Origin of the sequence: Sorangium sp. So ce119 (assembly GCF_051524405.1) — a bacterium.
Classification (GTDB): Bacteria; Myxococcota_A; Polyangia; order Polyangiales; family Polyangiaceae; genus Sorangium; species Sorangium cellulosum_G.
Genome location: NZ_CP150310.1, coordinates 5,985,412 through 6,007,592 on the forward strand (window position 1 = coordinate 5,985,412; position 22,181 = coordinate 6,007,592).

9 protein-coding genes and 1 pseudogene are annotated in these 22,181 nt (G+C 70.8%); 2 read left to right on the forward strand and 8 right to left on the reverse strand.

The features are described 5' to 3' along the window. Positions 1-10: 10 nt before the first annotated feature. The gene (locus WME76_RS22555) at positions 11-292 is read right to left on the reverse strand and encodes a hypothetical protein (protein WP_437954356.1); all 282 of its coding nucleotides are present in this window, start codon (positions 290-292) and stop codon (positions 11-13) included. 5 nt (positions 293-297) lie between these two features. Next, positions 298-897, reverse strand: coding sequence for an RNA polymerase sigma factor (locus WME76_RS22560; protein WP_437954357.1), 600 nt, complete (start codon positions 895-897; stop codon positions 298-300). Positions 898-1,360: 463 nt separating this feature from the next. On the opposite strand from WME76_RS22560, the gene WME76_RS22565 reads away from it, so the two are divergent. Together WME76_RS22565 and WME76_RS22570 are read left to right on the forward strand one after the other, a co-directional pair. Next, a complete protein-coding gene (locus WME76_RS22565) occupies positions 1,361-2,524 on the forward strand; it encodes a M20 metallopeptidase family protein (protein WP_437954358.1) in 1,164 nt (387 codons plus the stop codon). Between the two features lie 137 nt (positions 2,525-2,661). Next, positions 2,662-3,927, forward strand: coding sequence for a dicarboxylate/amino acid:cation symporter (locus WME76_RS22570; protein ID WP_437954359.1), 1,266 nt, complete (start codon positions 2,662-2,664; stop codon positions 3,925-3,927). Positions 3,928-3,933: 6 nt separating this feature from the next. On the opposite strand, the gene WME76_RS22575 is transcribed toward WME76_RS22570, so the two are convergent. The 6 genes and pseudogenes from WME76_RS22575 to WME76_RS22600 all read right to left on the reverse strand — a co-directional run bounded on the left by WME76_RS22575 (position 3,934) and on the right by WME76_RS22600 (position 22,149). Further along, the gene (locus WME76_RS22575) at positions 3,934-4,167 is read right to left on the reverse strand and encodes a hypothetical protein (protein WP_437954360.1); all 234 of its coding nucleotides are present in this window, start codon (positions 4,165-4,167) and stop codon (positions 3,934-3,936) included. Positions 4,168-4,249: 82 nt separating this feature from the next. Then, positions 4,250-13,753 carry a neuraminidase-like domain-containing protein gene (locus tag WME76_RS22580; RefSeq protein WP_437962142.1) on the reverse strand — a complete coding sequence of 3,168 codons (9,504 nt, stop codon included), beginning with the start codon at positions 13,751-13,753 and terminating at the stop codon, positions 4,250-4,252. Beyond that, entirely contained in the window at positions 13,698-14,090 is a 393-nt protein-coding gene (locus WME76_RS22585; RefSeq protein WP_437954361.1) for a hypothetical protein, read from the reverse strand. Before WME76_RS22585 ends, WME76_RS22580 begins: the two co-directional genes overlap by 56 nt. A 14-nt stretch (positions 14,091-14,104) precedes the next feature. Then, positions 14,105-21,547 carry a SpvB/TcaC N-terminal domain-containing protein gene (locus WME76_RS22590; RefSeq protein WP_437962143.1) on the reverse strand — a complete coding sequence of 2,481 codons (7,443 nt, stop codon included), beginning with the start codon at positions 21,545-21,547 and terminating at the stop codon, positions 14,105-14,107. 192 nt (positions 21,548-21,739) lie between these two features. Then, positions 21,740-21,937: pseudogene (locus WME76_RS22595) on the reverse strand (ATP-binding protein); the annotation flags it as partial. Next, positions 21,916-22,149, reverse strand: coding sequence for a hypothetical protein (locus WME76_RS22600; protein WP_437962237.1), 234 nt, complete (start codon positions 22,147-22,149; stop codon positions 21,916-21,918). The gene WME76_RS22600 and the pseudogene WME76_RS22595, both read right to left, overlap by 22 nt. Positions 22,150-22,181: the final 32 nt, after the last annotated feature.

Here is a 22,181-nt window from a genome sequence, read left to right on the forward strand (position 1 = left end):
CCCCGGGCTGTCAACGCGACCGGGCGGGCGGCGCGGCGCTGCCGGGCTCGCACGACCGACACGACCCCTCGGGGGGCTCCTCCCCGCGCGCCCGGGCCGCCCTTGCCCTGACCGTCTGGATCAGCCCCAGCGTCCAGCACATGGGGCAGCCGCGCAGCGCCACGAGCGCGACGGGCAGCAGCGCGAGCGCCGCCCAGGGGTGCGCCGGCGCGAGGAGCGCCGCGGCCACGAGGGCCCCGAGGCCGACGATCCCGCGGGCGACGTGCTCGAGGAGGCTCTTGCTGGCGAACATGGCGCTCAGCCCCCTTCCCGCGCTGACCGCGCCCGGGGCGCGCCCTCGCGCCGGAGGATCTCCCCGCGCACGAGCTGCCGCGCGCGGTGGAGCCGGCTCTTCATGGCCGCCTCGCCGAGCCCGAGCGCCTGGCACACCTCCTCGCCCGTCATCCCCTCGACGTCGCGCAGCACGAGCACCTCCCGGTAGGGCCGCTCCAGCGCGGCGATCGCCTCGTGCACGGCGCGCACGAGCCGCCAGCGCTCGAGCGCCGCGTGCGGGTCGAGCTCGGCCGAGGGCGCCGCGTCGGCGTCGTCGAGCCGCGCGCCTCGGGACGCGCGCGCGCGCTCCCGCGCGAACGGGCGCAGCATGCGCAGGCACGCGTTCCGCACCACCGTCATGAGCCACGAGAGCGCGCCAGGGTCGCGCGCCACGTCCGGGCGGCGCGCGAGCTTCGTGAAGGCCTCCTGGACGGCGTCGTCCGCGTCGAAGGCGTCGCGGCACGCGCGCAGCCCGAAGCGGTAGACGCGGTCGTGGTAGGCGCGGACGAGCAGCTCGAGCGCGCCGTCGTCGCCGCGCGCCGCCGCCGTGAGCACGGTGTCGTCGGGGGTCATGGGGTCCTCCATCGTTCTCGCATCATTCACGCGGAGAAGCCCCGGCGGGGGGCGGAGGATTCAGGAAATCGTCACCGGGCGCGAGATCGCCGCCGAGGGCGGCGGGGCCGCCTCGACGCAGAATCGACTCTCACGTTTACCCCATCGGCTCTGTTGCACCGGATCGAACATCCTGCTTCACGACCACCGACGGTCAATCGACGCGACCTCGCGAACATCGATCTTCGCCTGGACATGTCGAGTCCAGAGCGGCTCCGACCTTCACGCGCCGGGGCGCGACGCCGGGTGCTAGACCGACAAACGGGTTGAAACCACGAGAGAAAGCAGGAATTTCACAGGGAGGCGGGGAGGCGGGGAGGCGGGGAGCGAGAGACGGCAAGAGAAAGAACTTCATTTTTCTTCTTCCTCCCCGCCTCCCCGCCTCCCTGTGAAAATTCTCCGGGTTTTAACGTGATCGGTGTTCTAGCATCGCCGCATGGCCGATGATCTCAGCAAGGACGTCTCGCTCCTCGATCGCGATCTCGTCGCCGTGCGGCGCGACCTGCACCGCCATCCCGAGCTCGGCTACGAGGAGCTGCGCACGTCGCAGCTCGTCGCGGAGCGCCTGCGCGCGCTCGGCCTCTCGGTGCGCACGGGCGTGGCCGGGACAGGCGTCATCGCCGATCTCGAGGGCGAGCGCCCCGGCCGCACCGTGCTGCTGCGCGCCGACATGGATGCGCTCCCCGTCGTCGAGCAGTCGGGCCACGATTTCCCGTCCGAGACGCGGGGGGTGATGCACGCGTGCGGCCACGACGCCCACGTCAGCGCGCTCCTCGGCGCGGCCACGCTGCTGTCAGCGCGCCGGGGCCGCCTCGCCGGCAGGGTCCGCTTCGTCTTCCAGCCCGCGGAGGAGCTCTCCGGCGGCGCGCTGGGGATGATCGAGGCAGGCGCGCTCGACGGCGTCGACCAGGCGCTCGGCGCCCACGTGATATCGCCCCTCCCCTTCGGCGTGGTGGCGACGCGGACCGGGCCGTTCTTCGCGGGGTACGACGCCTTCGAGATCGCCGTCGTCGGCAAGGCGGGGCACGGCGGGCTGCCGCACATGTCGGTCGACCCCATCTACGCCGCCGCGCAGGTCGTGACCGCGCTCCAGTCGATCGTCGCGCGCGAGGTGAAGCCGGGCGAGCCGGTCGTCGTGAGCATCTCGGCCATCTCCGGCGGGAACGCGGCCAACGTCGTCGTGGAGCGCGTGACGCTCCAGGGCACGGTGCGCTGGTTCTCGCGCGAGAGCCGCGAGCACGCGCTCGAGCGCGTCCAGGCGATCGCCTCGGGCGTGTGCTCGGCGCTGCGCGCCGGGTGCGAGTTCAAGGTGGTGTCGACCTCGCCCGTGACGGCGAACGCCGCCGCGCCCGTGGACCTGATCACGACCGCCGCCCGCGAGACGGGCCGCGCCGACGTCATGGATCCGGGCCCGCTGACCGTCAGCGAGGATTTCTCGGAGTTCACGGACCGCGTCCCGGGCTGTCTCTTCACGGTGGGCGCGGGCGGGCCGACCGCGGCGCCGCACCACCACCACGCCTTCGACCTCGACGAGCGCGCGATCGGGCTCATCGCGGAGATCTTCACGCGCGCCACGCTCTCCGCGCTGCGGCCCGAGTGACGCGGCCGGCGGGGCGGCTCGGCTCGACCGACGTGTCGTCGCGCACGGCGTCGGGGTGATCTCGGCCCTCGCCGCGCCGCGGGGCTCGCGGCGGGCAGCGGCGGCCGCGGGCCCGTCGCGGCATGCTGGCCGGCGCGATGGCTAGGACGCTCCGGACCCTGCTCACGACCTACCGCTTCACGTTGATCCTGCTCGGGTCGATCGCCGCCGGCGCGGGGCTCGGCCTCGCGCTGGGCGAGCGCGCGGCGGTGATCAAGCCGCTCGGCGATCTCTTCCTCAACCTGCTGTTCACCCTCGTGGTGCCGCTGATCTTCTTCTCCATCTCGTCGGCGGTCGCGGGCATGGGCAGCCTGCGGCGCCTCGGGCGCATCGTGACCGCGATGCTGGGCGTCTTCGTCGCGACCGGCCTGGTCGCGTCGTCGCTGATGCTCGTGGCGGTGAAGCTCTACCCGCCCGCGGAGGGGCTCACGGCCACGCTGCCCGGCGCGCCGGAGGTCGCGCCGGTCCGCCTGGGCGACCAGCTCGTGGGCGCGATCAGCGTCGGCGACTTCGGCGAGCTGCTCTCGCGGAAGAACGTGCTGCCGCTCATCGTGATGGCGTTCCTCGTCGGCCTCGGGACCACGGCGGCCGGCGAGCGCGGCCAGCCGTTCGCGCGGCTGCTCGCCTCGGCCAACGAGGTGATGCTCAAGGTGGTCGACCTCGTGATGGTCTACGCGCCGATCGGCCTCGGCGCCTACTTCGCCCACCTGGTCGGGAGCTTCGGCCCGGCGCTGCTGACGTCGTACGTCCGCGCGCTCGGGCTCTTCTACCCGATCGCGATCGCGTACTTCTTCGTCGCCTTCACGCTGTACGCGTGGCTCGCCGGCCGGGGGCGCGGGGTGAGGGCGTTCTGGAGGAACATCCCGCCGCCGGCGCTCACCGCGCTCGCGACGTCGAGCAGCATGGCGGCGATCCCGTCGAACCTCGAGGCGGCGCGGCGCGCCGGGGTGCCCGACGACATCGCGGAGGTGATCGTCCCGATCGGCGCGACGATCCACATGGAGGGATCGTGCCTGTCGGCGGTGCTCAAGACCTCGCTCTTGTTCGGGCTCTTCGGCCGCGAGTTTGGCGGGGTGGACACCTACCTGGCCGTGCTGGGGGTCGCCATCCTGAGCGGGACCGTGATGAGCGGGATCCCCGGCGGCGGGTTCATCGGAGAGCTGGTGATCGTGTCGCTGTTCGGCTTCCCGATGGAGGCGCTGCCGATCATCTCCACCGTCGGCGCCCTCGTGGACCCGCCCGCCACGCTGGTCAACGCCGTGGGCGACAACGTGAGCTGCATGGTGGTGGCGCGCCTCATCGACGGCCCGGGGTGGGGCGAAATGGCGCACGGCTCGCCGCCCGCGACCGACGCGGGCGGCTGACGCCGGTCACCAGCCGGACCCCTCGTCCTCGCCGAGCGCGCCGCCGATCAGGCCGGCCGCGCCGCCCACGGCCGCGCCGCTGGCGCCTCCGAGGAGGCCTCCGACGAGCGCCCCCTTGGCAGCGCCTCCGGCGAGCTCGTCCTCCGGCGAGGACTCCCGCGCTTCTCCCTTCGCCGCCGGGTCCGCCTGCTCCTGCTGCCTCGTCGCTGGTGTCGGCTGGCTCTTCTGGTGCTTCTTCATGATGCGCTTCGAAGCAAGCCTCGTACCAGAGCGTGCGTCGCGTCGAATCGTTGAGCAACGCCGACTTCTGCTCGCTGCATCGTCACGCTCCGGTGTTGTAACGAACCAGGACAATCAGGTCCGAAACGGACGCAGGGAGCAGGCGGGTGTGACCGTTGACGGAAGCGATGATGCCGTCGGCGACGGCGCCGTTGTCAGCTTCGCTGAAGCGGAGCGTCCAGGTCCCGACGCCGGCGCCGGCGGGCCCGTAGTTGCTCACGCCGTGCGGCAAGCCGTCGAACGCGTCCGCGATGCTCGGAAGCGTGATGTCGCGCGGCGCACCTCCGCCGGGCCCCTGTAGGCGGAGGCGCACGGCGTTGCCGCTCCGGTAGAGCGCCGGGTCGTGCACGACCAGGAACAGCTCGACGCCGGCGATCTGGATGGTGCGGCCGCGCGTGTAGAACGGAAACACACCCGGCGTGAGCGCGAGCGACAGAGTCTGATCCGCCTGCGCGACCGGGGGGTGCAGGAAGCGATGCCATTCATCGCCAAAGTCCTGACGCGCGCTGAGCAGGTGCATGAGCCCTTCGCGCTCGCCAGAGACCTTCCCCGCCTGCGACCGGAGCACGACGTGGTGCGTGGCCGCCGCGAGCTGCCCGGTGGCCGCCTCACCGAGCGCCGATCCGCCCTCGCGCGCGGTGTAGCGCACGTGGAGAACGACGTCAGATATCGTGTCGTAGTCGAACTGGCGGAACGTCCGCGGCAGCTCGAGCCGCCAGGTGCTGATCGCGCCAGCGCCCTCGAACGGCAGGTAGCACGGATCCTGCAGGTTCGCCTCGAACAGGCCGCTGTCCTCCTGCGCCTTCGAGGTCACGATCGATTGAACGCCGACGAGATCGTCGCGGAAGCGCGGGTCCGAAGGACCGCTGCGCGCGTAGCCGCCTCCCGATTCGGCCGTCGCGCGCACGCTGCTCGCCAGCAGCGTCAACGTGCATCGCACCGGCACGTACGGACCAGTCACCGAGGGGATACTCACGGCGACCGTCTTGATTCGCCGCATGTAATGGCCGGGGCTGTCCATGTCGAACAACACCTCGGGCAGGTCCACGATGCATTCGCCGTCGCGGCGCAAGTCGACGAGCGCGAGCGGGTCGAGCTCCCGGATCGAGACGTGCCGGGTCAGCTCGTACTCACGCCGTTGCGCATCGAGGTAAGCGACCTCCATGCGCTTGAGATCGTAGTGGAGGCGCTCGCCCGAGAGCAGCCCCTTCTTCAAGCCGTCCCAATATCCGAACTGGATGAAGCTGCGGTCTGTGACACCGAGCTCGAACTGCCAAGCACGCTCCGCCCGCTTGGCGAGATCGTAGGCGAGCTTGTAGCTCTGGAAGTAGAGCGTCGACAGCTGGCCGACCATCCACTTGTAGAGCTGATCGCTCGTGTATTTCGACCGGAGGAAGTCCTCGGCCTCTTTCGCGTGCTCGATCTGGAGCTTCAGGTTCTCGAGCTCGTGCTCGGCGACGCCGACCCGGATCTCCGCCGCGAGGCGCTGCTTCTCGAGGGACTCTGCTTCCTTCGACGCCGCCTGCGCCTGGTTCGCCCAATCGTCGGCGCGCCGCTGGTAGTGCGCGAGCGCCTGCGCGCTCTGCGCCTCGAACGTGAAGCCGGCTGCGTCTCCGCGCTTGCCGACCGCCAGCGCCCGGAAGATCTGCATGATCTGCTGGCTGCCGTAGGTGACGTTGAACGTCGGCGAGCCGCCGAAGCCGGCGACGCCGATGCTGATGTCCGGGAGGGCGCCGACGATCGCGGCGGTGTGCTCGAGATCGTTCGCCTCTGCTTCCTTGCCGCGCGCGAGCGCGAGCTTGGTCTGGTTGAGGATCTCCGTGGGGCTCATGAAGGCGCGCGTCCGGAAATACGTCGCGCGCAGCTCGGCGTTCTCCTTGCTGCGGACGATCGACTCGAGCGACTCCTTCGCCTCCTGCACCTGTCGCTCGCGCACGCGCACCATCGCGTCCTGGAGCTTCGTCTCGTGGCCGGCGCGCAGAAGGCCGAGCGCCTCCGCGTCGCGCTTTTCGAGCGCGGCGAGCAGCGCTTGCCCGTGCGCGCGCACGTCCGCGCAGAGCTCGGTCGCCTTCTGCACCAGCGCCTCGTAACGCTGATAGGGCAGCGGCGCGCCGAGGTCGGAGAGCGCGCTCGCCAGGTCGATGCCGGCCGCGGCGGCGCGGACGAGCATCGCAGGGTCGATGGGCGGCTCGAAGAGCGGGAGCTGGCGCACCACGCCCTCGATGTTCATGCAGTGGCGCAGCTTGAAGAGCCGATCGCCGACGCGATCCCAGTAGTCGGTGAGCAGCCTGTCGTTCGGCGGTATGCAGAAGAACGTCGTCGGTCCGAGCACCGGGATGTCGTCGTTCGGCGCGTCGCCATCGGCATCGGTGACCTCGGGGAGGTGGCCCTCGATCTCTTCGACGAGCGCGTTGCTGAAGGCGTCGAGGCCGAGCGCGCGGAGCTGGTTGAACGTGCGGGGGCTCGGAGGCTCGACGCTCACCTCGCGCGGGCGCGGGCCGAGGATCTGCGCTGCCATCGCGTAGAGCTGCGTGGCCTCATTGAGCGATTCGAGCGTGTCCCGGCGGAAGAGGTCGTCTCCCCATTCGATCAGGTTGTCGAGATAGCGCATGACGACCGCCTTCTGGTAGGCGGACGGGCGCAGGCGCGCGATCGCGTGCGGGTTGAACGGATCGCGCCGCCACTCGGCGATCTGCGCGAGGAGCGAGTCGCGCGCCGCGAGCTTCTCCGGATCGCTGCCCGAATAATGGAGCAGCAGCAGCAAGTCGTGAATCGGCCCCGCTGCGACGTCCTCGCCATGGTAGAGCTCGTAGAACGGACGAATCTTCCAGAAGCGCTGCGGCGCCGGCTCGTTGGTCGAGACCGTGGGGTCGAAGAGATAGTGGAACCACGCCTGCGCATCCTCGAACTGCCGGTTCTTCGAGAGCCCAACGGCGACGGCGAACGGCACGTGGAAGAAGAGCTCCCAGTTGTAGGACGCGTAGGCACCCCCGTACGAGAAGTCGAACTTGTCGCGCGGATAAGGCGCGGTGACGATCGGGCGCGGCTCGTACGCCGCCTCGAAGTACTCGTGCGCGAGCACCTGCCGCCGCAGCAGCGGCTCCGGGCCGGTCGGCGACGGATTCCAGAGGCCGTCGATGCCAAATCGGTTGAGCTGGCGCATCGCCACGTCGACGTAGGGGTGGAAGAACGGATCGAAGCGGTAGCGTTTCCCGTCCCAGCGTCGGACGAAGGTCTCGTACGACGGCGCGAGCGCCTCGAGCGCGGGCACTTCGTAGGTCGCCTCGGACGTGAGCGAGCGGAGGGCCGTCGTCTCCAGCGCGCTCGGCGGCGCGCCCGAGCGAAGGGAGAGCATGCTCGTGCCCGTGCCGTCGACGAGCCGCGCGCTCGAGCGAATCATCACCTTGCTCGACCGTGTCGCGACGGTCTCGCTGCCGATTGACGCGACGTTGCCGCCGAGCGCCTCGAGCACCCCGGCCGCGCCCACCGCGAGCAAGCCGCCGACGCGGGTGCCGCCGGTGCTGACCACCGGCGCCGTGTTCACGAAATCGATCGGCGTCGGATCGGTGACCACGGCGGCGGGGTCGTAGATCCATGGATCGGGCCCCACGGTTGGAAACGGCAACGGCCAGAGCTCCGGGATCAGGAAGCCCGGGTCGAGCGGAGTCCGGTCGGGGATCGTCCACTCTGGCGGGTCGCGGTACCACGTGATTGCGTCCCTCGGCTCGACGAAGAACGTGCGCTTGCGGTCCTGGAAGAAGAACGCGTCGTCGCTGGCGAAGTCGACCATGGCCGCCGGCACCACCTGGAATGGCAGCGGTGTACGATCGAGCGTCGGCTGGTTCTCGATCGCCCCGTCGAGCGGGTTGCGTCCAGGAAGCATGAGCGTGCCGCCGCCGTCGGCGCGCGCGTAGCTCTGCATGTACACCTCCGTGGCCGCCGGCAGGCGCATCACGATGGCAGGCTGGGACGACTGCCGCTCGAGCGTCACGGCTCCGTTCGAGCCGCTCATCCGGAACCGATCGAGCCGCTCGTAGTGGGACGCGCTCTTCTTGCCGCTGCTGCGCACGAAGCGGATCGGCTCGATGAGCAGATCCCCCTGCGCGGCGTCGTCGTAGGCGCGGAAGAAGAAGTCGCCGCGCGTCGAGTGGTCCGACTTGCGGAGCGCGCACGAGAGGCGCTGGTAGTCGGCGTCGGTCGCGCCGATCTGCTGTGTAGAGAGCTTCCGCTTCTGGAAGCGGCCGTTCTTGCGCTCGCTCCAGGCGAGGCGGATCTGGTAGTAGCGGATCGGGCGCCCCTCGACCTGGTCCCCTCCGCCCTGGGGCGTCGCCGGCACGGTCTCGACTGCTGCCTCGGTAATCTGCGCCCAGAAGATGTAGAGCCGCCGGTTGTAGATGAAGGGCAAGAGGTGCTCGCCCTCGATCTCCACGTCGACGCGCTCCCACGGCGTCCAGCGCGCTCCGTCGACGCGCTGCCGGTAGAAGTAGAGCGGCGGCGTGCTCGGCGTGCGCGCGAAGACGTGCAGGAGGTCGGTGTCGCCGTCGACCTGGTGATGCGATCCGACGACGTGGAGGCGCGCGACCTCGTCGAGTCGCTCGAGATAGCCGATCGCGGCTGCTTCGCTGGTATCGGCGGTGATGTCCGCCTGCAGCAGGTCCTGCTCGAGCTGCGAGTAGAACGGCGATTTGTCGTCACGGAGCTCGGGCTCGATCCAGTTCTCGGGATAGAGGAACACCTTCCGGTTCGCCTCCCATACCCGGTAGTTCTTCATCCACTTCCATTCGTCGGAGTCGTCCTGCGAGAGAACGACCCTCGGCTCGAGGTTCATCAGCGCGCGCTGCACGAAGAGCTGCGCGCTGCTCATCGCCTGGCGCAGGCGCGAGGTGAGCTGGCACGGGCTCATCGCCACGTCGAGCAGCGTGTGCGCGTAGAGGCGGTAGGCGTCGGGGAAGCGCGCGTCGAATGCGATCAGCCAGCTCGCCAACGCCTGGCGCTGCAGATCGCGCAGACCATCGCGCAGCGGCCGGGCGACCTCGCGCCACAGCGACTCCTCGTAGCGGCCGCGGACCGCGTTCTTGATCGCGTCGGCCTGGGCGCGCTGTTCGGCGATCGTCGCCGGAACGAGCCGCCAGCCGAACCACGTCGAGACCGCGAGCCCGATGCGGCGGGCGGCCGCGACCGCGCGGGCGACGCGGAGCAAGCCCTGCTCGTCGCGCCAGTCATCGGGATAGACGAGGCCGAGCGCGCTCGGCACCGCCGGCGTCGCCCCACGCGCCGGCACCCCGACGAGGTATTCGATGTCCGCGGGATCCCAGTGCGTCCGCTTCGGCAGCTCGGCGAGCAGCGCTTCGTGCGCGGCGGCGACGGCGGACGCCGTGCCGCCGCCGACCGCCTCGGCGGCGACGAAGAGATCGACGAGCTTGCCGCCGGCGGCGCGGTTGCGGAGCGCCACGACGTCACGCAGGCGCGCCAGCGGGGCGTACGCGACCGATCCGGGAGCCGGCGGCGACGTGGGCAGCGCCGCCAGGTCGAGGATGCCGCGCGCCGGCGCGCGCTCGAACAGCCAGGCCAGCTCCGCCGCGCCGATGCCGAACCGCGCCAGCACCAGCGCCACCTTGTGCAGGCGCTCGTAGAGACGGAACTGAGCCGGAAGGTCGGTGGCGCTGGGCAGCCGAGGCGTCTCGCCGTCGGGCTCCGTGGCGGCGTAGTCGGTCACCGCCGCGGCGCGGAAGATCTGGCGCGCGGGTGTCCCGCCGGGCCCCGGATCGAGCACGTAGGTCTTGAGGACCGGCGCCGCGATCGCCGGGGCAAGCCCCAGCGCCGAGCCGACCTTCTCGACGACCACCGAGTCCTTCGCGGACTCGCGGAGGAAACGTGTGAGCGCGTCGAGCACGTAGCGAAGGCGCGCCACGGGGCTGGACAACCAGGTCGGGTCCAGCGGGTCCGCGAGGCTTGCCTTGGCCGCGACGGGATCGAGGAACGGGGGAAAGACCGCGTCGATGATCGCCGCCGTGCCCGCGGGCGGCGCTCCGGCGTCGACGTCGACCGCGGCGACGACCGCCGCGATCGTCGTCGCGACCGCGGCGGCCGACCCCGGGAAGAGCGTCTCCGCCGCCTCGGGCGTCACGACGGACGCGATCTGCTTCGACAGCCGCTCGCGCAGCTCCGACCGCGTGGCCGCCGCCGGCGCGTCCGAGAGATCGGCGTCGATCTTGCGAAGGCCGTCGCGCATGTCGATGAGCAGCGCGCCGACCGTCTGGACGTCCGGCGCGAGCGAGGACTGGTGTGTGTCGACGTGGCGCAGCACGTAGTCGAGCTCAGCGGGGCTGAATCCGGAGCCACGGACGGACTTCGCCTCGTCGATGAACCGCAGCGCCTCGGCCGGGCGCGCAGGATCGAAGGGATCGATCCCGGTCAGCGCCAGGTACGAGACGAGCTCGTCGATCGACGCGCCGATCGCACGCGCCAACGACGCATGGCGGTAGAGGGCGCTCAGGTTCGCGAGCGTGAGCCGGTCGTCGGAGAGCAGCGGCACGAGGCGCGCGAGCTCCTGACCGGTGATGCCGAGCGCGCCGCTCACCGCGGCGGCGTGGTCGACGAGCCCCTGCGTCTCGTCGAGGAGCGCGTCGCCGTCGGCGGCGATGCGGAACGCGGGGTCCGGATCCTTGGCGGTGGCGCGGCTCTGGAAGAGCGAGTCGTAGAGCGACTCCCTCTCCGCGCTCCCGGCGACCGGCGCGAGCGTGTCGTCGAAGACGAGGCCGAGGCCGGTCGCGGCGGCGGGGATGCCCGTCGGGCGCCCCGCGCGCATCCGCGGCTTCCAGCGGCGCGTGTCGAGCGGGCCCCACCACGCGAGCAGCTCCCGGAGCGGGGTGCCGTGCTCGGCGTGGAGCCGCCGGACCGCCGCCAGCTTGACGAGGAACGCCTCGTCGAGCACGCCCGAGCCGAGCACGTCGATGGCGAGATCGAGATCGGCCGCGCCGATCGACAGCTGCCGCGCGAGGCGGATGAAGCGATGGAGGCGATCGAGGTGCCCCACGGTGAGCCCGACCAGCTTCGCCTCGGCCACGTCGCAGCTCGTTCCGTCGAACCACACGCCCACGGCCACGCCGCCCTGCACGAAGCTGCCGCGGAGGAGGTCGACGAGCGCCTCGAACTCGAGCGGCGCCTCCGCGAGCGCCGGCGTCGCCTTGTCGAGGATGAGCGCGACGCTGGCGAGCTTGGTCACCCACGCGGCGTCGCCGGCCATACCCCAGAAGGCAGCGGGCGTGCGCGCCGGGACGAGCGCCTTGCCGGCGACGATGTCCCACTCGAGCGGCGACATCCCGAGCACCTCCGTGGCGACGACGGCGTCGACGAGCGCCCCGGTCGGGCCCGCGGCGTGCAGATCGGCCATGAGGCGGTGGCGCGGCAGGCCGAGCTGCCCGAGGTAGACCCGCGCCTCCTCGAGCCAGAGGTTGAACGGAAGCTGGAACGGAAAGATCGCGTCCTTGCCGATCGCCGCGCGCGTACCGGCCAGCACCTCGTACGCCTCGACGTGGAGGTGCTCGGGGTGGACGAGCAGATCGGCCGTCTTGCCCGTCGTCTGGTAGGCGGGCGCGGGGTTGACCGGCGCGACGGTGAGCTCGAGGATCTCGTTGACGAGGTCGATGTAGGGCAGCGAAGTGAGGGTGTTGTCGCAGGAGAGCTCGATCGCGCCGAGGTCGGCGCGGCGGCCGTCGAAGAGCACGTCGAGCGCCGTCTTGCCCGCGGTGGTGGACGGCCGGAGGTCGAGCCAGCGGAGGACGTCGACGAGGTATGCCGCCGGGCTGTACACGGATTGACAGTGCTCGCACGAGCAGCTGTCGAGCGAGCCGAACAGCGCGCGGTACTCGGGGAAGGCATCGATGGACTCGGGGCGCGCGGGCATCACGGCCATCCGCGCGCCCTCGAACGCCTGGCCGTATCGCGCGAGCAGCATCGTCGCCGTCGCGGCGGCGTTGCTCGCCTTCGCGTAGACGCGAACCGCGGTGCCGGAGCCGAGGGACTTCGAGAAGCGCTGGAGGAAGGTGGCGCGGCCCATCGAGCGGATCTTGAACGCGGAGTCGACGCCCTCGCGCAGCAACGCCGCCATGACATCCGAGCGCGCGCCCGACGGCGCGACGCGGTAGGTTCGCTCGATCGCCTTGAGCGCGCGGAGGCCACGCGCCTGCGCCTCGGCGCCGCCGAGCGCCGCGAGCGCTTGCGGGTGAGCGCTGACGTACGCGGCGATCGGCGTCGAGCGCATGTCGAACGCAGGGTTGGCCGCGTAGAAGGCGGCGAGCGGGACCTCGGGCACGAGCCGCTGCGCGCGGTGCGCGACGAACGCCGTCGGGAGCGCCTCCTCGACGATGTCCTCGAGCATCGACGCGTAAGCCTGTGGGCTCATCCCCGCCGCGGCGAGGTCCGGCGGCACACCGATCTTGTGCTCCACGATGAGCTGCAGCCAGTCCTTCGCCTCGTACGCCGCGAGGTCCGCGAGGCGCCGGATCTTGTGCTCCAGGAGCGCCGTCACCAGCGGCAGGTGGTTGTGCGTGAACGCGGCGAGCTGGAGCGTCAGCTGGAGGCGATCGACGGTCGCCTCGTCGAGCACCTCCTTCCGGCGGACGTCTCGCCAGAAGCTCTCGGTCGCGCCGCCGGCCTCGCGGTAGACGTCGACCAGCTCCCGGCGGGCGCGCGCCGCGACGCCCGCCGCGTCGAAATAGCCGCCGAGCGTGCTCTCGCCGGGCCGCGGCGTGCGCAGCGCCTGTGTGATCCCGAGCTCGTCCAGCTCCGCGAGCGCCTTGACGGCGGTCTTGGCGACGGCTGGTTCGACCTGATTCTCCGCGACCGCGCGCGCGACGGCGTCGCGGCGCGCGGCGGGATCGCTCGCGAGGAGGCCGGCGGCGCTGAGCGGGATCTTCTGCCGGCCGAGCGCGTAGAGGACCTCGGCCGGTACGCCGGTCTCGCGGGCGAGCGCGAAGCTCTGCCGGACGAGCACCAGCTCGCGCGGGACGACGCCGCTCCGCGCGGACAGGAGCGCGACCTCGGAGAAGTCGAGCTCGCCTATCGCGTGCAGCTCGAGGCCCTCCTCGGTGAGCACGGCGCCGAGCGCGTCGCGCGTACGTTCGAAATCGGAGCGCGGGCGAACCGCGCCGCCGATGGCGACGTCGATCGTCTCGTCGTCGCCCGCGTTCAGCACGACGGCCGAGGAGGCGACCGTCTTCTTGCCGAGCGAAACGGCGACGTAGACGTCGAGCCGCGGCCGTTCCGTCGTGTAGGCGACGGTGTAGCGGCCCTCGGCGTCCAGGTGGACTGGCTCTCCGAGCGGCTCGTCCGCACGGCGGAGGCGCTTTGCGAACGCCGCGACGGTGACGCCCTCCGGGATCGTTCCGTCCGCCTCTCGTACGCGACCAGTGATCCGCCGCCGGCCTGCTGCAGGCTGCTCCTTGACCTCGCTCATGTCGTTCTCCTCGTGCGCGCGTGGGCACGCACGATCAGCGGTTTGCCGGTCGCGTCTCGTCGACGATCTCGAGATGGGTCTCGGTGCCATTCGGATCGAGCCAGTACACGGCGTCGCGGCGCGCGTAGTCGGTGATGCCGTCGCGCGCGAGCGAGCGCTCGTGCACATCGCCAGGATCGTTCGCGCTGACGGGAACGCCGAAGTAGTAGTGCGCCTTCGCGGGCGTCGTCCGGACATGCGGGGGGTGGAAGTTCACCATCCGCCCGCGCGCATCGATCTGGTAGCGAAGGAAGTATTCGGCGCCGCGCCGCACGATGTGGGGCGGCTCGATGTAGTCGAAGTAGCGAAGCGGCACCGCCGGCCGCGGCAGGGAGTGACATCCGGCGAGGCCGAGCGAGGCAACGAGCACTTTCAACCAGCGTTTCATTTTACCTTTGCCTCTCACGGGTACCCGTTTCCAGTGCCCCATGCCCTCCACGGCTTTCCCGTGTAGGTGCCGCCGTCGCCCCCCACGGCGGGATCGGGATCGCCGGGTCCGGGGATGTAGTTGCCGGCGCGCACGCCGACTTCGATCGCCCAGCTCCGCGGCAACAAGAGCCCGAGGAAGATGCCGAAGACGTTGGCGATGATGTCCGTCAGCGAGTCGAGGATGTGATTCACGGTCCCCTGGTTGCGCTGCTCCGCATCGAACGACTCCCAGTCGATGGGGCTCTCGTGAATGAGGCCGCCGATGACGAGAAGCAGCGCTCCGAGCAGGCCGACGCGGTGGGCGACCGCGGCATTCGTGCCCGCGTGCCACGCGTGCATGCCGTTCTCGCGCGCGTTCGGCGCAGCCGAGGGAAGGCGACCCGCCGCATCGCGTGTGTCCCGCCGCAGCGAGTCCGGAAGCGGCAGCGTCGACGTGGGATCCCCGTCGGCGCGGGCGGACCAATCGACCGTGTGCCACCGTTCGGCGAGCATCCCGAGACCGAGCATGCGGAGGGCCCCGCGGCCCATGTCCTCGAGGCCGCGCAGCGCGGCCGTGCCGTTCCACGAGAACAGCCCACCGAGGAGACGGACGAACCCGCCCAGGATGTCGAGCAGCCCCGCGATGGGCCCCGCGATGATCCCCGGCAGCCACTCGCCGGCCCAACTGGCGGCGTCGTGAAGCGCGTCCGAAATGCTCTCGAAGACCCCGAGGGCGCCCGTGTGATGAGGCGTCGATCGCGTGGCCGAGGAGCTGTTCGAGACGCCCCCGAGCCCGGTGCCCGACGGCCCTGTGGTCGGCGCCCTGCTCGTGGCACCACCGGAGCTCGAACTACCGCCGCCCCCCCCGCCGCCTCCACGCCCGCCGCTACCGCCGCCGCCCGAGCCCGCCGAGGCCTGGGGTCCACCACCGCCGCGCAGCGTGTCGAGCGCCCGGCTGCCGTCGACGGCGTCGGTGCCGTCGGGATCCGTGTAACGAAGCGGGTTGTTGCGGGCGTAGCGATAGAGGTTCGCTCCGTCGATCGTCCCCTTCGGATCGCAGCTCGTCCATCGTCCGAGCCATGCCGCGTAGTACCGCGCGCCACGGTGATCGAGGCCGGTCTCTTCGTCGCGCTCGTGACCGGTGTAGCGGTAGCGCCGCGCGCTCACCTCGACGGTCGAATCGGTGGCTCGGAACGCGCACGTGCCGTATGGATGGTACTGCTCGTACCCGATCACGCGCCCGCCGTGATCGAGCTCCATCGTCGAGGACCCGAGGTGATCGTCCACCTGGTAGCGCCAGCGGCTCACGGACGTGAACGGGGGCGAGGACGTGTCGATCGTCTTCGTCTCGACGATCGCTTCCGTCCGGTCGGCCTCGATCACACGCACCGTCTGACGTTCGAAGTTGGGCGTCGTATCCGCGGCGCCCCACCGGCGATAGACCTCGTACGGACCGAGATAGATTCGTTCCTCGCGGATCATCCCGTGGACGTAGACCTTGCGGACGCGAACTCCGCGCGCGTCGTAGGCAAAGAACACGTCATCCCCACCACCCGCCTTCTTGTGCGCGGCGACGAGGCGGCTCGCGTGGTCCCAGCGCAGGGCGTGCAGATGAGCCATGCCCGAGAGCCGCCCCACGTCGTCGTGCGCGTAGGTGAACGCGAGAGGATCACCAGGATTGCTGCGGACGAGCCGGTTGCTGTCGGGGGCGTACTCCTGCCGCCGTGTCCACCCCGATCCTCCGCCGCCGAGCGGCGCGTGGGCCACACGGGTAAGGTTGCCCGCGTCGTCGTACTGATACGTCTCGCGGTAGCGGCGGAGCGCGGACAGATCGTTCGGGTGATCGAGCCGGAGCGCCGAAGGCTCGGCCGGCCCTGGCTGCTGGCCGGGATGCTCGCGCCCTTCGGCGGCGACGAGCTGGTAGATCGCGTCGTATCTGTAGAGGCCATCGGCGGAGACCGCCGGGTTCCCCCACGAGACCGCGTCGGTCACGGCGACGACGTTCCCGACCGGATCGCGCTCGTACGATAGGTCCTGTAGCGTCGCTCCGCTCGAGGGGCGCTCGACCACCTGCCGGATCAGCCGGAACGTCTCCTGATCGTAGGTGGCGCGCGACCGCGTGCCATTGCCATGCTCGACGAGCACGCGGCGGCCGCGCGCATCGTAGTCGATGTTCGTGATCACCGGCGTCCAGCGGCCGTCGTCCTCGGAGCCGCCGGGGAGCAACACAGGCCGCAGGTCTTCCGCTAGCACGTCGAGGCCACGCGACCACAGCTCGATGGATTCGACCAGGCCAGCCTGGTTGTAGGAGGTCCGGATGACCGTGCCGTCGGGTAAAGCGCGAAGCAGCGCCCGCGCGCAGGCGTCGTAGAGCACCTTCGCCTTGAGCTCCTCGGCCTCGAGGCTCGCTTCGGCGGCGAGCGCGATCGCGTCGGGCGCCGGGAGAGCCGCGAGCGCGCTCCAATCCGGCCGGTCGATCGCGCGCGCGAGGCGCCGCGTGCTCTCGACGAGATTGCCATCGAGGTCGAAGCGATCGTTGCTGAGCATGCCAGCGCCGTCGTAGCTGCGGAACACGCGCGTGCGCAGGTTGCGCGCGGTCGCGTCGGGATGTAGCTCCCCGTGGATCGTCCGCTCGACGAGCCGCGTGCCGCCGGCGTCGGTGACGAACAAGTGCGTCTCGCGCTCGAGCGCATCGTAGCGGTGCTCGACGGCGACGCCGGTCTCGTCCCATGTGCGCATCGGCTTGTTCGCTACATCGCGCAGCGCGCACAACCCGCCCGGATCGGCGAGGACGGCGACGACGCGATGCTCGCCCGCGACGTCCCACGCGCCCGCGTCAGCGCGGACGACGCGCGCCGGCCGATCAATCATGTCGAGCACCTGGTGGACGATGACGTTGCCACGCGGGTCGCGAAGCGAAACGCGGTTGCCCTTGATGTCGAACGTGACTCGCGTGGGGAGCAGGCCGGCCGCCGCGTTGTCGGCGACGACGAGGAAGGCCCGCCCGAGCGGATCGAGGTGCTCGACGGTCGGCGTGTCGCGGTGGGCGAAGGCGAGCGCCGCGCACCGCTGCTCAGCGGCGGTGCCCGCCTGCTTGCGAGCGAACCACGGCGTCCCCGCGATGCAGTCGTTCTCGTCCCAGCGCTCGCGGCGCCACGCGGTGACCACGAGCCGCGTATGCGTACCGTTCGGATGATCGGTACGGACGAGGCGGCCGAGCGGGTCGTAGCGGAGGATCGGGGTCACCCCCCATTCGACGATCTCGTCTTCGTCCTCGTACGCGAACGTGCTCGAGAAGTACGGCTCGTACTTCTTCACCACGTTCCCTTTGTTGTCGTAGACCGTTCGCCCGGTGCCGACCCAACGTGGATGGGCGGGTGCGACGCGCGCCGAGCCGTCGGCCTCGCGCACCAGATGTCCGTCCGCGTCCAGGACGGGCGCGGGGCCGGGCTCGGCCGACTCCTTCTTCATCGCTTCGCGGCCGCTTCCGTCCGAGTAGACGTACGTCTCGCGGAAACGGGTGTTCGCGGCGCCGTGCCGTTCGCGCCGCAGCTCGTGCGAGAAGACGGGCTCGCGGCCGCCGCTGGCGCGGAAACGCAGCATGTCGTACTCGAACCGCGTGGTCGGATCAGCGAGCGTGTCGCCCTCTGCGGTGCCCTCTTTTCCCATCATCGCCGTCGCGACGACCATGCCGCGCGTGTCGAACGCGATCGCCGTGAGGTTGCGATTCGCGTCCATGACGAGGGCCGGCGCGAGCACGCGGTAGTCGTTGCCGTTCTCGATGACGGCGTCGCCGGCGTCGCGCCGGCCGGCGGTGACGTGGTTTCCCACGGCGTCCTCGGTGTCGAGGACGAGCAGCGAGTAGCCGTCGTAGGTGACGCGATGATGCCCACCCAATGGGTCGATCGACTCGACCGCCTGGTAGAACCGGGCCCGATCGAAGACAGCACGGCCGCCGCGCGCCCACCGGATCCCGTCGGCGAGCACGTATCCGCCCGCCGCGAGCATGGGATCGGTCACCAGGCCACCGAACGCGCTCGCGACGAGGCCGGTCGTGAACGCGGCGCGCTGCTGCTCGTAGACGAGCGCGCGGCGTCCGATCTCGCCGAGTGGAAGGGGTCCGTCGAGCTCGTCGCGATAGTAAAGCCGCCGCTCGCGGGCGACCGGCCGGCGCTGGCCAGCCGGATCCGTCGGATCGAGCGAGATCTCGAACGCCACGACCGTTGCGCCCGTGAACGCCGCGTCGAGCTCGGCGTGGTCGTGCACCCGGCCCGCCAAGGGCCCAAGCCCGACGAGCTCGCACGTCGTCGACTCGACCGGAACGCCGATGCGATGGAAATCGGTCTCGTCCGGAGCGTTGGCGACGACCATTTCCCGCACCGTCGCGAGCACGGCCCCCTGCTCCGGCTCCATCACGGCGCGGCGCGGATAGGCGACGGTGGCCGTGCGTATCGGGTTGCCGAACGCGTCGACCGCGATGACCGTCTCGACCTCGAGGCGCGGGTCGGTCGGAGCTCGCTCGTAGAGGACGTTCAGGCGCTGGCGCTCGTGGGCGAAGACGACGGCCGGCACGTCGCCCTCGCGGTGTTGCAGCAGCCGCACCTCGTAGTTGGCCTCGGAGACCACGTATGGGTGCGGGGCCTCGGGGGTACCGTCCTCGGCGTAGATCTCCTGGCGCAGCATGCGGCCGCGCAATGCGCGGGCGGCTTCGCGCTCCTCGCGCGTGGTGAGCGAGCCGGGAAACATCGAGCGCGGCAGCACCGGCGCGAGCGGATCGCCCTGGTAGTGCTCGCGTGCGAGCGCGCTGTCGATGCGCTCGCGCTGGAGCCAGACGCCCGTGTGGAACCAGGTGACGGTGCGGACCGGCGGCTGATCGAGCGGCGCGCCGCCAGCGTCGCCGAACGACTCCGCGTCCCACTGTTCGACGCAGGCGAAGCCGCGAAACTCGCGCTCGACGCCGTCGAAGAAGCCGTGATGGTAGGCGAAGCGCGTGACCAGGCTCGTGTCGGCGACCGTGTCCTTGCGCCGGACCTCGGCGATCACCTGGACCGGCATCGGCAGGCGCGTGATCCACGGGCGCCCGGCGGCCCGGTCGTCGAGGTAATCGCGCGTCGACGGGCGATAGGCGACGTACGTCTCCGCGCCGAGGTTGTTGACCATCGAGCGGAGCAAGTGCGGCTTCTCGCCGCCGAGTAGATCGACGTACGCGACCGGCGCGGCCCCGCCGCGCGCGAGCTGGGATGACCAGACGAGACACTGGGTGCCGGTCCCGAGCAGATCGACGACGTTGACGTCGGAGAGGGAATCGATCGCCGGCAGGGACTCGAGCCGCCATGCCGGCGCGAGCGCGTTGCCGCCCAGATTGAAGTACACGCGCACGCCGTCCCGGCCGAGGTAGACGAGATCGCTCGTCCCCGAGCCATCGAGATCCGCGAACCGCATGCGCCGCGCATCGAACTGCTCCGGCGTGTCGAACTGCACATCGCCGTCGAGGGTGATCTTCGGGCCGAAGCAGCCGTAGCCCTGGTTCGGCCAGTAGCAGACCTCACCGTTCCGGACGCGGACGACGTCGAGCAGACCGTCGCCGCTGATGTCGGCGAGGTGGATCGTCTCGGCTCCGTCCGCGAAGACGACCGCCGCGCCGCGCTCTTCGTCGCGCGGCTTGCGCAGCCACGACGCCGGGTCGAAGCCCTCCTTGCCACGCGAGCGGTACCAGACGAAGACCTCGTGCTCGCCGACGAGCAGGTCGGGCAGACCGTCGCCGTCGACGTCGACGAAGCGCACGTTCGCGCCGCGGAAGTCGATGTTCGGCATGACCCGCAGCGCCACGAAGGGAGCCCACTCCCGTGCGTCGGTGCGCTCGAAGTAACCGGTGAGCGGCGGCGTGAACGAGACGAGGTCGAGTTTGCCGTCGCCGCCGAGATCGAGCAGCAGGTCCGGACCGGCCGAAAGCCTCGCGGGTCGCGGGAGGCCGTGCTGAAGAGCCGGCGGCTCGAACGCGCCCTCGCCGAGGTTCCGTTTGTAGAACCAAGCCTGCTCGGTGGCGAAGAGCACGCCGGGCAGGCCCTCGCCGTCGAGGTCGACCCAGCGAGCGTCCGACGCCCGCATGCCTCCCGCGAGACCCGAACGGCTCTCGCGATCGAGGGCCTCGAGCCGGTCGTGCAGGACCGGCCGGGTGTAGTCGAGCTCGAGCGGCGCATCCTCGACTCGCAGGTACGCGCCGCCGCCTGGCGGCCGATCGTACGAGACGCGCGTGATCGCAACGAGGTACGAGGCGAGCGGGCCTATCGGAGGCCCGCCATCGGGAACGGTGACGCGTGCCTCGTCGTAACGGAGGTCGAGCGAGCGCACCAGGCAAGGTTGCGCACCGAGCTCCGCGAAGCGGTGGAAGACAAGAACGCGCCGGCACAGCCGGTAGGTGCGGATCTCGAACCCGGCGCGGTGGTTCGAGAAGGGATCGGGGCGAATCGTCCACGGCGCGCTCTCGCCGACGAGCGGAGTCATCAGATCGTGCTCGCCGTAGTCGAAGACGAGCTCGAAGAGGTAGTCGTCGCCCTCCGGCGCGGGCGCGTTCCGATCGACGACTGGCGTTCGATTGCCGTACTGGACGCGTTTCAGGTAGGTTTGCGCAGTGGCGACGAAGCTCCGCGTTCCGCTCGCGCTCTCGCGGAACCGGCTCGCTTCGCTCCGCCGCGCCGGATCGACGCCCTCCCCGTCCTCGCGCTTGTAGGTGTAGCGCACGACGTTGCCGTGGTCGTCGTGCGTCTCTTCGAGGAGCCAGGTGAAGACGTGGCCCGGGCGGTCGGGATCGGATACGCGCGCGGACGGTGAGCGCCCGTAGACGTTGAGCACGTTGTCGCGCGTGAACGCACGCCAGTGGACATCGCCGGTGGCGCGGTGAACCCAGCGTTCGATGCGCGAGAAGAGCCCTTCGACGCGCGGGCGGTAGCGCTCGGCGAGATACGCGCCCCGGTCGACGATATCGGGCGCCGTTCCGTCGCCGCTCGCGACGCGCACGGGCACGAGATCCTCGGCGCCGGCGAGGAGGTACGTATCGGATCCGTCGCCGTCGAGGTACCGCGGCAGCCCCTTGTCGGTCTTGCGCGAGATCGCGGGAGCAGAGAGGCGGAAGCCGAGGCCGAACGGTCCATTCCCGGCGCCCGAGTCGTACGTGAGCGAGAGCGCGAGCGAGAAGCCGGAGCGACCGCGCGGCGTCTCGATCGGTACTGTCAGCGAGCACGTCCCCGTCGCCGGGTGACTCGTGAACGTCTCGCCTATCCCGCGGAGCGCGCCGCCGCCGGTGGGGAGAGAGATCGCCGAAATGGGGGAATGGTCGAGCGCGACGCTGGCGTCGCTGGAGGTTTCGGGCGCCGCGGAATTCGATGGTTCGCCTCTCGGCGAACGACCCGCCGACCCGCCCCCTCCATCGCTGCGCATTGGCACGGCCCGCAATGGTTCCCCAGAAGCCGAGCTGGTGTCAAGGCCAGAGTATTCCGCAGAACGTTCCAGGTTTCGGGACATTGCGCCCCAGCCTTCTCCCGGTGGCCGACCCCGTGCTCGGTCCAGCACGACCTTCGCGAGGCGTGCGATGGCGCTCGCATTGGTCCCGTCGGCGCGCGCGACCGCGAGCTGTTGGAGCAGGCGCGGGGTGCGGACGACGAGGGCGCGAAAGCCCTGCCCGCGAGCCACCGGCGCGAGCGCGCCGCCGAGAAAGCGCTTCCCGGCTCCGGTCGCCCCCGGCGCGATCACGTTCTGCTTCACGCGGACCCACTGGCAGGAGCCCAGCGACCGTGCGAAGGGCCTGTCTACACGCGCGCTGCCTCGCACGAGACGTCATCCACCCACGCGCCCCCCGGCACCCGCGCATCCTTCAGCGGGCGATGAAGTCGCTTGTTTTCACGCGCCGTCCACTCGCGATTCGTGTTCTCCGAGGTCGGACGTGCGGTGGAGTTGGCGGCCGTCGAAGCGAGGTTGGTCGAGGGCTGCTCGGCCAGGTGGAACGCCTTTGCAACGGGATGTCGTGTGCCGATGATGCCCACCCCTCAGGCCCTGGCTAGCAGCTCGCGACCAT

Bases quoted from the DNA above. Each gene is read 5' to 3' on its own strand.
- WME76_RS22570 (WP_437954359.1), top strand. From the start codon at position 2,662: ATGGCTAGGACGCTCCGGACCCTGCTCACGACCTACCGCTTCACGTTG.
- WME76_RS22575 (WP_437954360.1), bottom strand. From the start codon at position 4,167: ATGAAGAAGCACCAGAAGAGCCAGCCGACACCAGCGACGAGGCAGCAG.
- WME76_RS22560 (WP_437954357.1), bottom strand. From the start codon at position 897: ATGGAGGACCCCATGACCCCCGACGACACCGTGCTCACGGCGGCGGCG.
- WME76_RS22590 (WP_437962143.1), bottom strand. From the start codon at position 21,547: ATGCGCAGCGATGGAGGGGGCGGGTCGGCGGGTCGTTCGCCGAGAGGC.
- WME76_RS22555 (WP_437954356.1), bottom strand. From the start codon at position 292: ATGTTCGCCAGCAAGAGCCTCCTCGAGCACGTCGCCCGCGGGATCGTC.
- WME76_RS22565 (WP_437954358.1), top strand. From the start codon at position 1,361: ATGGCCGATGATCTCAGCAAGGACGTCTCGCTCCTCGATCGCGATCTC.
- WME76_RS22580 (WP_437962142.1), bottom strand. From the start codon at position 13,753: ATGGCACCGAGACCCATCTCGAGATCGTCGACGAGACGCGACCGGCAA.
- WME76_RS22585 (WP_437954361.1), bottom strand. From the start codon at position 14,090: ATGAAACGCTGGTTGAAAGTGCTCGTTGCCTCGCTCGGCCTCGCCGGA.